Annotated in this window: 8 protein-coding genes; all 8 read right to left on the bottom strand. The window is 56.9% G+C overall.

Annotated features, from left to right (window positions below):
* Positions 1-21 precede the first annotated feature (21 nt).
* The gene (gene recD / locus ACOTX3_RS13405; RefSeq protein WP_058679594.1) at positions 22-1,842 is read right to left on the bottom strand and encodes an exodeoxyribonuclease V subunit alpha; all 1,821 of its coding nucleotides are present in this window, start codon (positions 1,840-1,842) and stop codon (positions 22-24) included.
* Positions 1,839-5,381 carry an exodeoxyribonuclease V subunit beta gene (recB, locus tag ACOTX3_RS13400; RefSeq protein ID WP_058679595.1) on the bottom strand — a complete coding sequence of 1,181 codons (3,543 nt, stop codon included), beginning with the start codon at positions 5,379-5,381 and terminating at the stop codon, positions 1,839-1,841. The genes recD and recB overlap by 4 nt, the downstream gene beginning before the upstream one ends.
* Positions 5,378-8,260, bottom strand: a complete 2,883-nt coding sequence (gene ptrA, locus ACOTX3_RS13395; protein WP_058679596.1) for a pitrilysin — start codon at positions 8,258-8,260, stop codon at positions 5,378-5,380. Before ptrA ends, recB begins: the two co-directional genes overlap by 4 nt.
* 140 nt (positions 8,261-8,400) lie before the next feature.
* On the bottom strand, positions 8,401-11,775 hold the full coding sequence (gene recC, locus ACOTX3_RS13390) for an exodeoxyribonuclease V subunit gamma (protein ID WP_038983848.1): 3,375 nt from the start codon (positions 11,773-11,775) through the stop codon (positions 8,401-8,403).
* Between the two features lie 12 nt (positions 11,776-11,787).
* Positions 11,788-12,111 (bottom strand): prepilin-type N-terminal cleavage/methylation domain-containing protein, encoded by a 324-nt coding sequence (locus tag ACOTX3_RS13385; protein WP_013098547.1) that lies wholly within the window; start codon positions 12,109-12,111, stop codon positions 11,788-11,790.
* Complete coding sequence (locus tag ACOTX3_RS13380) at positions 12,096-12,497, bottom strand: DUF2509 family protein (RefSeq protein WP_013098548.1); 402 nt, start codon at positions 12,495-12,497, stop codon at positions 12,096-12,098. Before ACOTX3_RS13380 ends, ACOTX3_RS13385 begins: the two co-directional genes overlap by 16 nt.
* Complete coding sequence (locus tag ACOTX3_RS13375; RefSeq protein WP_047024529.1) at positions 12,494-13,057, bottom strand: prepilin peptidase-dependent protein; 564 nt, start codon at positions 13,055-13,057, stop codon at positions 12,494-12,496. The genes ACOTX3_RS13380 and ACOTX3_RS13375 overlap by 4 nt, the downstream gene beginning before the upstream one ends.
* Positions 13,048-13,512: a prepilin peptidase-dependent protein gene (locus ACOTX3_RS13370; RefSeq protein WP_023620429.1), complete on the bottom strand. Its 465-nt coding sequence runs from the start codon at positions 13,510-13,512 to the stop codon at positions 13,048-13,050. Before ACOTX3_RS13370 ends, ACOTX3_RS13375 begins: the two co-directional genes overlap by 10 nt.
* Between the last annotated feature and the right edge of the window lie 67 nt (positions 13,513-13,579).

The following is a 13,579-nucleotide window of genomic DNA, read 5'->3' as shown; positions in this document are numbered from 1 at the left end:
GGCCTCTCTTTCTCACCTCGTTCAGAGGGACTCAAATATCGCGCTCAGGCCGCTTCGCCGTTCTGTACGGGTGGCAATCGCCTGCACCAGCACACGCTCGTCGGTATAGAGCGACAAGCGCTGACGCGCGCGGGTGATGGCGGTGTAGATGAGCTCGCGGGTAATCACGGGTGAAAGCTGGGTGGGCAGGATCAACGCCGCATGGTTGAACTCCGAGCCCTGGGACTTGTGTACCGTCATCGCCCATGCTGTTTCATGTTCAGGCAAGCGACTGGGCTGCACAGACTTCACGCTTCCGTCCGGCATCAGGAACCAGACGCGTAGACCCTGTCCACGGTCAAGCGCAATGCCAATATCGCCGTTAAACAACCCCAGCGCGCTATCGTTACGGGAGATCATCACTGGCCGACCTTCGTACCAGCGTGAATGCGGCGTGCGGGTGATTTTGCGCTTTTGCGCAAGCAGTTGCTCAAGCCTGTCGTTGAGGCCGCTGACGCCAAAAGGCCCCTCTCTCAGCGCACACAGCAGCTGATATTCGCCAAACGCGGCAATGACCTGCGCAGGCGTATGTTGCTGCTGCACGCTCGTCAGGAAGTGCTGATAGCCCAGCAGGGCATCATCCAGCATCGCCTGATACTCTTCCCCGGTTTGCAGCGATTTCTTCTCAATATCACTGAAGCTGCCGTCAAAAACGGCACTGGTCGCATGCCGATCCCCTCTGTTCACGGCCGCCGCCAGTTGGCCAATGCCGGAATCACTCCCGAACCGGTAGCTTTTTTGCAGCAAACAGAGGCTGTCTCGCAGCGCCGCCGCGAGAGACTGACTTTCGGCTGCGAGCGAACATCCGGTGAGGCGGGCTAACTCCTCAGCACGTTCCGCGGTATACCCAAGACTCGCATAGGTGCAGATATCGCCCAGTACGGCCCCGGCTTCCACCGAGGCAAGCTGGTCACGATCGCCCAGGAAAATTACGCGCGCGTGGGGAGGTAAGGCGTCAATCAGCCGCGACATCATCGTCAGGTCGATCATCGACGCTTCATCCACCACCAGCACGTCAAGATGCAGCGGGTTTCCGGCGTGGTAACGCAGGCGCTGGCTGCCCGGCTGGGCGCCCAGTAGCCGGTGCAGGGTGCTGGCTTCATTGGGGAAAAGCGCAAGCTGTTCCTGCGTGAGCGGCAGTTTTTGCAGCGCGCCACCTAACGACTCCGTCAGCCTGGCCGCCGCTTTGCCGGTGGGCGCCGCCAGGCGAATACGGCATTTTTGCTCACCCGACAGCTGAATCAGCGCGGCAAGCAGTTTTGCCACGGTGGTGGTTTTACCCGTGCCCGGTCCGCCCGAGATCACCGAGATCCGCCGCGTTAAGGCGACGGCCGCCGCCACTTTCTGCCAGTCTGTCGCCTCATCTGAGGTAAACAGGGCATCCAGCGTTTGCCGGAGCCGCGCTTCTTCACAGGGAAGCGGCGCATTTGTCTCGCTGAAAAAGCGCGCTACCGTCAGTTCATTACGCCACAGCCGGTTAAGGTACAACCGGTCGCCGATGAGGATCATGGGCGTCTGGGTATCGGCTCTGCTGACAGCAGGAGAGCTTAGCAAAACGCTCTGCCAGTCTACCGACTCGCCCAGCAGGGCAAAACAGGACTGAAGAGCCGAAGGCATTTTCTCATCAATGGTCAGGCGCGAAAGCGGCAGGCAGACATGCCCTTCCCCCGCGTCGTTGCTCAGGATAGCGGCAGCCAGCATTACGGCCGGCTGCTCGCCAGCCACCATGATGGCGAACTGCACATCAAGATGGCGCAGTAAACGCTGTTCTACGGCTTCCAGCAGTAATTCCTGCATCGTCATGCCAACTCCTCCGTGCCTGCGGCAAATAAACTGTCCATTTTCTCAATCAGTGGCGCGTCCGGGCGCGTACTAAAAATACCAGACTGCGGATCGTCGGCATCCACCCCGCGCAGGAAGAGGTAAATCACCCCGCCAAAATGGTCTTCGTAGCGGTAATTTGCAATGCGATGACGCAGATAGCGATGCAGCGCAAGGGTATACAGCTGGTACTGCAGATCGTAACGATGCAACTGCATGGCAGAGGCCATCGCCTGTTGGGTATAGGCTTCGCTGTTTTCACCCAACCAGTTCGATTTGTAATCCAACAGGTAGTAACGCCCTTCATGGCGGAACACCAGATCGATAAAGCCCTTCAGCATCCCCTGAACCTGACGGAAGTTAAGTGGCGGGCAACCGGCGGATAGCGGGTCGTGCTCGCGGATCAGCGCATCCAGTGCCTCGGCTCTTAGCGGGCTGGCGATGGGGAGATAAAACTCCATCTCCACCTGCTTATCTCTGGCGGTCAGCTGGCTGAGCGAAATACCCTGTGCCGTGAGCGGGGCGTGAAGGATAGCGGTGATCCATTCGCTGAGCACCGGCTGCCATTGCGCGTCGTAGCCGCCGCTTTGCAACATTTTCAGCACCCACTCCTCAGAGACAGGTTGCGTGAAATCCAGCTCTTCAAACAGGCTGTGTAAAAACGTGCCCGGTGACGCGCCGCGCGGAAATTGATGAGGGGTCAGCACCGGTTCATCCGGCACACTGCCGGTACCTGCGGCATCCACGTCAAGCTTAGGCATCAGATCCTGCGCAATGCTCTGCCCGTGCTGCTGTAAACCGGAATAGCTGGTCACGCGCCAGTCGTCTGCAACGGTTCGCGTAATCTGCCGGGCCTGCAGGTCGGTTGTCTGCTGTTCTGGCAGCTGCCAGCGACTGTTATCGGGTTGCGACGGGATATGCAGGGCAATATGTTCCCCGCACAGTGTTTCAATACACTGACGCAGCCCGGCAGCATCTTTTGGCTCACCAAGCTGAATCAGCCTTCCCAGCGCGCTCAGATGAAAATCGGTCTCGCCTGCCTTTTCGCCACGGCGGCGGAATAGCGGAGCGATACCCAGACTGCAGTGCCAGACCGAGCGGGTCAGGGCCACATAGAGCAAGCGTAAATCTTCCGCCAGGCGCTCGGCCTCGGCCAGTTCTACGCTGGACTCTGCTTTGCTGAGATCGAGCACCGCTTCGAACGACTCGCGATCGTGATAAAAAGCCTGATCCTGCACCCGATAATTGGCGATAAAAGGCAGCCAGACCAGCGGATACTCCAGGCCTTTCGACTTGTGAATGGTGACGATTTGCACCAGGTGCTTATCACTCTCAAGACGCATCTGCTGGCTCGACGAGTTACTGTTCGGATCGGCAATTTGCTGCGCCAGCCAGCGCACCAGGGCATGCTCGCTCTCCAGCTGCGTGCCCGCCTCCTGCAACAGTTCGCTGATATGCAAAATATCGGTCAGACGGCGCTCGCCGCCCACTGTGGCGAGCATATTCTCGGCAATGTGACGCTGCCTCATCAGTTCACGCAGCATCGCCATCACGCCGCGTTTTTGCCAGCGCTCGCGGTACTGCACAAACTCTTCGACCACCGCATCCCAGGCGGCTTCGTCGCAATTTAGCGCATCAATATCGCGCGCGTTCAGTCCCAGCATGCTGCTTGCCAGCGCGCTGCGAAGGGTGCTTTCCCGCTCCGGCGCCATCACGGCCTGCAGCAGCCACAGCATCTCCTGCGCTTCCAGCGTTTCAAAGACGCTATCGCGGTTAGAGAGATACACGGACGGGATGTTCAGTGACGTCAGGGCATCACGGATAAGCGCCGCCTCCTGACGGCTGCGCACCAGCACCGTAATATCGGATGCTTTTACCGGGGCTGATGTGTCCCCCTTCCACAGCAACGCCTCACCGCGCGTACCTGCGCTGAGCCAGTCCCGGATCTGCGCGGCGCAGTGCTGAGCCATGGCATGTTGATAGTCCGTAACACCGCACCCCTCGCCGTCCAGCAGCCAGAAATTCATGGCGGGCTGGTTCACGCCGTTGAATTCAAAGCGCAACGAAGCATTTCTGGCGGCGAACTTTACCGGCTGGAAGGGAATCTCCCTGAACATAAACGCCGAATCCATGCGGCTGAAGAGCGCATTGACGCTCTCCACCATCCCCGGCGAGGAGCGCCAGTTGGTGTCCAGGGTGTAGTGCGCTTCAACCTCGCTGCGGGCTTTCATGTAAGTGAAAATATCCGCGCCACGGAAGGCATAAATGGCCTGTTTGGGATCGCCAATGAGCAACAGTGCCGTGTTAGGCTGCTGTCGCCAGATGCGGCGGAAAATGCGGTACTGCTGGGGATCGGTATCCTGAAATTCGTCAATCATCGCCACCGGAAAGCGCGTGCGGATGGCGGCGGCAAGCGCCTCGCCATTTTCACTGCACAACGCCGCGTCCAGGCGACTTAGCATATCGTCAAAGCCCAGCTCACCCCGGCGGCGTTTCTCACGCGACACCGCTTCACGGATCTCCGCCATGGCGCGGGTGATCATCAGGTCGTTAAGGGTTAATGGCTCTGCCAGCAGGGTTTCGATCTCAACAAACAGCGGGTGCTCCGGAACAATGCCATCGGCTTTGGTTCGCTCAATCAGAAAACGCCGGGAAAATTTTTCCAGCGCATCCGGGAGCTGGTAACCGCGCGTCTCTTCCTGCGCCCAGGCAGTGATCTTGTCGATCCATTTCCCCTGATTACCACGGTTAAACTTGCGCCTGTCGATCCCGGAGTTTTCGATAATGGCGTCGATCTCGCCGACAGACTCAATCCATTTTTGCTTAACGGCTGCAATCTTCGCGACGATTTTTTCATGGCGCGAGGCCAGCGTTTCATCCGCAGGCGGTGGAGATTTAATGACCGGGGCCTCCCCCTGCAGATAGCGCTCAATGGCGCGCAGAAGCTCCTCAGGGCCTTTCCACAACGCATGTACCGCTTCGGCGATCTCCCGCTGTAACGGGTAGCAGTGGCGACGCCAGAAATCAGCACAGGCCTGGTAGCGAAGCTCAGACTCATCTTCAATAAGCTGCAGTTCAAACAGCATGCCGGATTCAAACGCATTCAGGCTCAGCATGCGCTGGCAAAAACCGTGGATGGTGAAGACAGAGGCCTCGTCCATTTGCCGTTCAGCCAGAAGCAGCCACTGTGCGGCCTGCTGTTTATCGGCAATCTCTGCCAGCAGGCTCGCGTAGAGAGGGTTATCCGTGCTTTCGCGCAGACAGGCGATACGCAGTTCATGAATATTGGCACGGATACGGCCGCGCAGCTCAGCGGTGGCGGCCTCGGTGAAGGTCACCACCAGCAGCTCCTCCACGCTTAACGGACGCGGAAAAGCGGCCTGGCCGCCAAGCCCCAGCAACAGACGCAGATAAAGCGCGGCAATGGTGAAGGTTTTTCCCGTTCCCGCTGAGGCTTCAATCAATCGTTCACCCTGCAGAGGTAAACGTAAGGGATCAAGGGACTCAGCGGTGTCGGTCATTCTTTCTTACTCCAGGGCATAGATTGCTGCAGGGCGCTGACGCTCTTCCAGATTTTCCAGCCTTTCGGGTTAACGTAGTCCGTTTTTCCGTTCTGGCTACCAGAAACCTGAGACAGAATGGCTATTCCCTGCGGTTTAACCACCGCCTGATGGAAGAAGTCGGCAACCTTCTGAGGCGTCAGCTGTTTTATCTCGGCCACTACTTTATCACGCGAATCAAATTTCAGATTACCGCGATCGAAATCTTTGCTCAGTTGGGATGCTTCTTCACCCAGCGTCTGAGGCGGCTGCATCACCTGCGCGATGACGGCCTGCTGGATTTGGGCAAACTCATCCGGCTTCATGGCTCGCAGTTTAGCTTCCGCTTGCGGGAAGAAAGCCTGGTAACGCTGCCAGAGATAAGCGGGCTGTTTATCGCTGCTCTGCAGCAGGAAACCCAGCCCCCACTGGCGGCCAACGTTCATGGAGAAGGCAAAGACCGCGTAGCCAAGCTGCTCTTCTGTGCGCAGCTGATTGTAGAACCACGGCTGTATAATTTGTCCCAGAACGGCACTCTGCGCAGAGCTGGCAAATTCATCATAGCCCGTAGGAACAAACACGGCGGCCAGCGCGGAATCCGTGCTGTTACCTGCTTTTTCAAAAATCACATTCTGTTTTTTCTCAACCAGCACGTCCTGGTTACGGCACCACTCGTCGCCTTTTGAACCGAGCTGCTGACGTACGTTCTCCGCCAGCGTTTTGGCCTGGTCCTCGCTCATGTTGCCGACGATAAGAAACTCCGGACGTGTGTTAGTTTTCAGCGCGTCGCGGTAGGCCAACACCTCTTTTAATGTGATGGATGGCAGCAGCGCCCGGCGATCTTCACGCTGGAAATAAGGGATTTGCGACAGCATCTGCGCCGGCATAATCGCCTGATCGTACGCCTTGCCTTTCTCAGCGGAATCCATCATCTGCGCATACCAGGACTTCGCCTGCTCAAACTGCTCTTCCGTTGGCGTGTAGCTGAAATAGCCCTCCAGCAACGCCTGGAACAGCTGAGGCAGACGCTGGGTATAGCCGTTTGCATTGACCATCAGTCCGTTATTGGCGTTGGTAGAGAAGCTGATTCCACCCACCGCGGCCTGGTTGCTGAGCTGGTCAAGCGCGATACCGGCCAGATAGTCATTGAGCGCAAACATCACCTGATTTTTGGCGCTATCCATCGCTTTCGGGTTGCGAAGAACAACGCTGACATCGGCTTTTGGCTCGCTGGCGAAGTAGTGGCTTGGGGTATACACCACGCGCAACGTCGGCTCATCAACAATAAGCTGCGGGTGTGGGTACGCTTTCGCGGTTTTAATCAGGGAGAAATCATCCGGGATGTAGGGATTCAGTTCCGGCAGCTTCAACGCGATCTCGCTGGCCTTTTTCTGCCAGTTTGCGAACGTTTGCTCACTGATTTTATCCACCTGGTAAGGGGCATTCACGAAATAGGCCGTTTTGTTATGCGGCTCGTTCGGGCTGATGTACCAGATACGGGCATTCTGTGGGGTCATCATTGCCAGGCGCGCTTTTATCGCCTCAGCGTCGTACTGGTCGGCAATGTTGACCGCGTCCAGGGTATGTTCAACCGGCACGCGGATCATGGTATCCGCCAGCCACTCAACATAGTCCATGTCGCGGGTAATGGACGGATAGCGGAAATCGAGATCCAGCACGTGTGCCAGTTCGTCAAAGTAGCGTTTATCGACGCCTTTATCGCGCAGCAACGAGAGATAGCTGAAGATAGCCGCGACCACCTCATCACGGTGCGCCAGCCCTTTGTCGGTCAGGGTGGCGGAAATCGCCAGCACACCGCTGTTGCCGTTAACCACAGGATCGGAGTCGGCACGGATCCCTTCCACCAGCCCCTGCTTTTGCAGCCAGTCAGAAAGCGTTCCCGGGCTGCGGTTACCAATAAGATAGGTGACCAGTTCATCCGTTTTACTGCGGAACTGTGCGGTATTGTTATCAATGCGGAACTCAACGCGTAACACCTTGCGCGGCAGTGCGGGCACGTAGTGGATCACGATCCCTTTCTGCGCGTCGGTGACAACCGGTACGTTTATCTGCGGCAGGTCGATGTTTTTATTTGGTACCCGTCCAAAGGTCTGCGCCGCCATGGCAGCTAGTTCTGGCAACGGTTTGTTGCTGTAGATAACCGCTTTCATCAGGTTTGCGGAGTAATATTTGTCGCGAAACGCATGCAGCGCATCAAGCACCGGGCTGTTTGGTTTGTCACTCAGCGTCTCGAGGTTCCCCCCGGAAAAACGGGATCCAGGGTGCGCCGGGTTGATGGTTTCGGCGCTCACCTGCGCCATGCGCATACCGTCTCGCGTGCGGGCCAGGGTCAATTCAGCATTGACGGCATTACGTTCACGGTCAGCGTATTTTTTATCCAGCAGCGGTGCGGCAATGGCATCAGCGAGACGATCCACCGCCCCTTCCAGCGCATCATTTTCGACTTCCAGATAAAACGCCGTCCGATACGGTGCCGTACTGGCGTTGTGGCTGCCGCCATGCATTTTCAGAAATTCGGAGAGGCTATCCGGCTGGGGGTATTTTTTGGACCCCATCAACGTCATATGTTCCAGATAGTGCGCAAGACCCGGGTGCGCTTCGGGATCTTCCAGCGACCCAACGGGTACCACGAGCGCCGAGAGGGATTTCACCGCCTGCGGATCGGAAACCAGCAGCACGGTCATCCCGTTATCAAGGCGGACAGCCTGATACTGACGGGTATCTTTTTCGCTTTTACGGATAGTTTCCTGGATGGGTTGCCAACCGGAGTCTGCCTGAGTGACGGGAGCCCAAAGGGCGACAAACAAAACAAACGCTTTGAACAAGGTGCTGCCTGGCATTAACGACCTCTTTATCACGGCTACATCATTAACAAACTTCGTGCTGGACACGCCAGCATCTCTTTCTTTCTGTACATCAGTCCGTGATAGCAGGTGCATCATAAATGAACACCCTTTACTGCGCAATTTTTATACAGCGCTCAGGACTGATTAAATTTGAACAACGGTAACAGGTAACGTTGTGCCTCTTCCGTGATGGTCTCAAAGTATTCTGGCTCAAGCGTTCGCCATAACCGTTGATACCAGACATCATCGCCTTCACCACGGACCATCATGTTACCTTCCCAGGCCTGAACAAATTTACTCCGCGCTTTCTGCAGTGAAGCGTCATCCGTTAACATCGCATCATTCTGCGCGTCATAACAGGCTTTTATCCACGCCCCGCCACTTTCAGGCAGTAACAGCAGCGGCTTGTTCATCCCCTGACGGTAACCTTCAATGTACAAGGACAAGTAATGTAATGCCTGCTCCGGCTCCATTGGCGGGAAACGCCACTCGCCCTCCTTGCGTACAAACATCCGGCTTTCACCCTGGTTACCGCCAGCACTGTAGACAAGATGTTCGAGCCAGAGTTGCAAACCCTGCGAAACGCTCAGCATGGAAGGCCGCCAGCGCAGCAGCCCGTCCGGTTGAACCTGCGTCAGCCAGCCCGTCAGCTGGATACCGTTGCAGTTGAGGTCGATTTCGAGGCTTGTTCCCGGCTGTCGGCATTCGATAACACGCTCGGCAAGCGCCTTCATCTCTGTACACTGCGCCTCCCAGACGATCTCCCCGAACGCACCATACGGTAATTGCCCCGCAGCGCGATAGCGGCGGAACAGTTTGTCAGCATCTTCCTGCTCCACCAGCGCATTCAGCAGCTGGAGGTTTAACTGATAACGTTCCAGCCCTTCCAGCGTAAACGGTTCTGCGTCAGGAATTTCGCTCTCTTCCGAGCGGAAATTTACCTGCAACCGCTGCTGGAAGAAGGCGCGTACCGGATGCGCCCAAAACCGCTGCAGTTGTTCGAAGGTCAGGGTTTCAATGGGCCGCGCGTCGAGCTCCTGAATGAAATCACTGTGCGCCTTCCCCTCTTTTTTCGCCGCGGGCAGCCACTCCTGGGCATAGCTCTGCAATTCGCTGGCGACGTAGTTCATCGGGTCAAACGGCATACGGCTGTGACAACAGGTGATATGCGCTTTCACCCGCTGGTCGCTCTCATCGCAGTTACGTTCTTCATCCCCCGGCAGGTAGTGGCTCTGTCCGATATAGTCCACCAGTTCCTGCACCAGAACAGAGGGAAAACGCTCGCTGTTGTCCTGAATCGACCGACCGATATAACTGATGTAAAGCTTGTTCTGCGCGGAAATAAGCGCCTCAAGGAAGAGGTAGCGGTCATCATCACGACGGCTACGGTCGCCCCGCTTCGGTGCCGGGCTCATGAGATCAAAGCCCAGCGGCGGCAGGGCTCGCGGATATACACCGTCATTCATACCAAGCAGACACACCACTTTGAAGGGAATGGAACGCATGGGCATCAGCGTGCAGATATTGATCGGCCCGGCAAGGAAGCGCTGGCTGATACGCTCCTGATCGAGGCGCAGGGTCAATTCATCCCGCAGAAGCGAAAGCGGGATCGCTTCGTTATAGTGGGAGTTCACCCCCTCATCGACTATCGCCTGCCACTGTGTTTCAATCAGCGCCATTGCGGCTTCCGTGTCACTGTCCGGCAGGAAGAAATCATTGAGCAGTTCCCGGCAAACCGGCAGCCACTCCTCCAGCGGACGCGGCTGCATTAGCGCACGTCGCCAGCGGTTAAGCTGCATCAGCAGCGAGGCTAAATGCCCGACAAGCTCCGCGATGAGCCCGCTGGACTCATCATAAGGCAGGACCTCGTTCCACTCGCCCTGGCTGCTTTCCATGGCATACCCCAGCAGCATACGCGTCAGACCAAACTGCCAGGTGTGCTGCCCGGTAGGGGGAAGCTCAAACTCCTGTACGTTGTCGTCATCGATCCCCCAACGTACGCCAGACTCGTTTACCCACTGACGAAGGTAGCGCAACCCCTCTTCGTTAATGTTGAAACGAGCGGCCAGCACGGGGACATCGAGCAATGCCAGGACATCTTCGGAAATGAAGCGGCTGTCGGGCAGTGACAGCAGGGTAACGAATGCCTGCAAGGCCGGGTGAGACTGGCGAGCCCGACGGTCAGAGATGGCATAAGGTAGGTAGCGCTCTCCCGTCGCACTGCCGAAAACGGCCTGAATAAAGGGGCTGTAGCTGTCGATATCTGCCACCATCACCACGATATCACGCGGTGTCAGGTCAGGATCGTCCTGCAGCATGGCGAGCAACTGATCGTGCAGGACTTCGACTTCACGCTGCGCACTGTGGCAAACATGCACCGTGATACTGCGATCGTCGGGATCCAGTCTCCGTTTCGTGTCGCTGCGTTCAAATTCTTCGGCCGTCACGCCCATCACCGCGCGATTTTCCAGATCCAGAATATCGGACTGGATATTGTGCAGCAGGCTGTCCGGCGTGATTTCAACAAACGCATCCACGTCGCCTTCGCCTGACGAGGTGATATCAGAGAGCATATGAATGTAGTCCCGGCCCAGCTTGCCCCAAGAGGCAAGCAGCGGGTTTGGCAGGTTCTGAATGCCCTGCTCATCAAAAAGCTGCGCGGCAGAGGCACTGTCTTTAAACAAGGGCACCGTGCGTTCTTCAAAGAGACGTCGCCGCTGGCGCGTCACAAGCCGCGAAAGCCACCGGTCATCCTGAATGTCACCCCAGTAATGGCGGCAGGGGTTAGTAAACAGAATATGGATGTCGGTGTGTTTTCCGAGCGCTTTAAGCGCATCCAGATAGACGGGTGGCAAGGCGGAAATACCGCAGATAAATACGCGGGAGGGCAGCCGGGCCGGTCGGTCAGTGCTATTTTCCAGTATGGAGATGAACCGTTGGTAGAGGTTCGCACGGTGCCACTTGGGTTGACCCAGCTTTTCGGTATGCTCCACCAGCGCTTTCCACAGCGGCGCCTGCCAGACCTGCGCCTCCGGCAGACCTTCCACTAACTCACCCGCCTCCCAGCGAGTCAGCCATTCCGGACGATACACTAAATACTGGTCATAGAGATCCGCGGTACGTGATGCCAGCTGGAACAGCTTGCGTTTGTCGGTATCGTCATGCAGGTAGTGGCGCAGCATGGCAAACTCATCATGTGTGAGCATATCTGGCAAAAGCGCCATCAGCTTCCAACTCATGCTCTGTTTGTTAAACGCGCTCTGCTCCGGGATGTCAGGCAACACGCGGACAAACATCTCCCAGATAAAGCTCGCGGGAAGCGGAAAATCGATATTCGCCGCGATGCCAAATTTACGGGAAAGCGACATCTGCAGCCATTGTGCCATACCGGTGCTCTGCACCAGCACCATTTCAGGCTCAAACGGATCGTCGAGCCGCTCGCGCTCAACGATAAATTCCATCAGCGCTTCCAGCACATCCAGACGATTTGAGTGGTAGACCCTTAACATAGACGCTCCCGACTACTGGCTAACCGGGCAATGCAGACGCGTCATCTCACCGCGTCGACCCAGAGGAGAAATAAGTGTAACCGTGATGCTGACACATCCAGACTGCGTTGTCTGCATCCGGTTTATCTGCCAGCCTGCTGGCAGCGCACCAGCATCCATCTGCGACTGCGTCCAGGCGATGTGCCAGAGCTGACGATACTGGCTAAACAGGGCAAAGCGGGAAGCCAGCGCCCGGTGATAGCCGGACAGTGCCGTTACGATCGCCACCAGCAGCATCATCGCCAGCAACACGTCGACCATGCTGAACCCCTTTTCATTCTTTACGGCAACCGACATAACGCACGCTCCTTTAGCGGGCAAAAATCACTCCAGCCATGAGGTAAAAAGCGTATATGCCCGTTGACAATCTCCCCGCCACGCCAGAGCAACAGCTCTCCATCTCCAGCGATGAGTAACACCTGCGACTCATTCAGTACACGCAAACAAACACGTTGCGTTTGTCTCTGTTTGCACTGTACATCAGGCTGCAACGACCAGTGCTGAACGCGCCCCCACTCCAGCGCAGACTGCGCGGCTGCCTGCTGCTGGATGGCGCGGCTCTCGTCGCCAACCAGCATGGTAAATGTTATGAGTTGCTGGTTAAGGCCGGTCAGGATCAGTGTGCCTAACACCAGTAACAGCAGAACCAGCGTCAGTGAGGCAATCCCATTCTGGCGGTTCACAAGTTAAACCCCGTAACGCCATAGCGAACCTGGTAAGGGGCAGCGTGCTTATCATTCACCCCGCTGGCGGTCAACTCGAGATAGAATGCTGGCGCAAATCCCGGGTGCTCATGTTTACGTACCACAAATGTGTGGATCATAAGCCGGGCCGGGTCGGTAAGTTTCTCCCATCCTTTTCCTTCACACCCCGTCGCGCCACGCAGGGTTTCCAGCGCGCCTGATTCCAGACGAAACCCCGTACTTTCGTTATCCGATGCTGAGGTGTCCCAGGTGCCGTTACTGTTTGCATCCCACCGGACAATCACACAGCTTCCCTCCCTGCCGATGGTCAGGCTCTGCCCCTGACAATTACCCGCGCAATACCCCGCGCGTTGTAACTGCTTGCCAATCGCGAACAGGCGTTGCCAGATCTCTTCTTCACGCTCCTGCGCCCTGGATTGCAGCAAAACTGCCCGTTGCAACTGCGGTAAAAAACGCGACGTGCTGAGTAACAGAATGCTGCTGATCGCCATTGCAACCAGCACCTCTGTGAGTGAGAAGCCGTGCTGGTTCATCGGCATGCATTTTCCCCTGTAACAGTGCACATCCTGATACGCCCTCCGTTTGAGACGACAATCATCCATTCTCCTGCCCTGCTCTGTACCCGTATCCGCCCTGCCCACGCCGTGTCCCTTAATCCATAGAATCCTAATGAAGGCGTAACCTCCCTTAGCACGACGTCAGGCCACAACGGTCTGAGCACATACGGGCTGTTGTTCTCACAGCCCTGCACTGCAGAGCTCATCAAACAGGCGCCTCTGTCGTCCTGCTGAAGCGTGATCAGGTGGTCACGGTTGTGACGATTGGCATCGTTTCGCAGAAACACCAGATAGTCGCGGACCTGACAGGCGACCTGCCACAACCTCTGCCGCTGTTGCCAGTTGTCCCAGCCGGCGAGCCCTGTCGCGCTGAGGATAATAACCAGCGAAATGGCAACCAGAGTTTCGATAAGCGTAAAGCCGTGCTCTTTTTTCATGCCGGGAGTGTGGCGAAACGCCGTGAACATGACGAGCCACGATTCGGGGTTTTACGAGGCGTTATCC

The sequence above is a fragment of the Enterobacter cloacae complex sp. IR5384 genome (assembly GCF_049237265.1).
Lineage (GTDB): Bacteria > Pseudomonadota > Gammaproteobacteria > Enterobacterales > Enterobacteriaceae > Enterobacter > Enterobacter cloacae.
Note: the sequence above shows the minus strand (reverse complement) of the source record. Positions and strands in the feature narration are given on the sequence as shown.

Excerpts from the sequence above, each read along its gene's own strand:
- recB (WP_058679595.1), bottom strand. The coding sequence starts at position 5,381 with ATGACCGACACCGCTGAGTCCCTTGATCCCTTACGTTTACCTCTGCAG.
- ptrA (WP_058679596.1), bottom strand. The coding sequence starts at position 8,260 with ATGCCAGGCAGCACCTTGTTCAAAGCGTTTGTTTTGTTTGTCGCCCTT.
- recC (WP_038983848.1), bottom strand. The coding sequence starts at position 11,775 with ATGTTAAGGGTCTACCACTCAAATCGTCTGGATGTGCTGGAAGCGCTG.
- ACOTX3_RS13370 (WP_023620429.1), bottom strand. The coding sequence starts at position 13,512 with ATGAAAAAAGAGCACGGCTTTACGCTTATCGAAACTCTGGTTGCCATT.
- recD (WP_058679594.1), bottom strand. The coding sequence starts at position 1,842 with ATGACGATGCAGGAATTACTGCTGGAAGCCGTAGAACAGCGTTTACTG.
- ACOTX3_RS13385 (WP_013098547.1), bottom strand. The coding sequence starts at position 12,111 with ATGTCGGTTGCCGTAAAGAATGAAAAGGGGTTCAGCATGGTCGACGTG.
- ACOTX3_RS13375 (WP_047024529.1), bottom strand. The coding sequence starts at position 13,057 with ATGCCGATGAACCAGCACGGCTTCTCACTCACAGAGGTGCTGGTTGCA.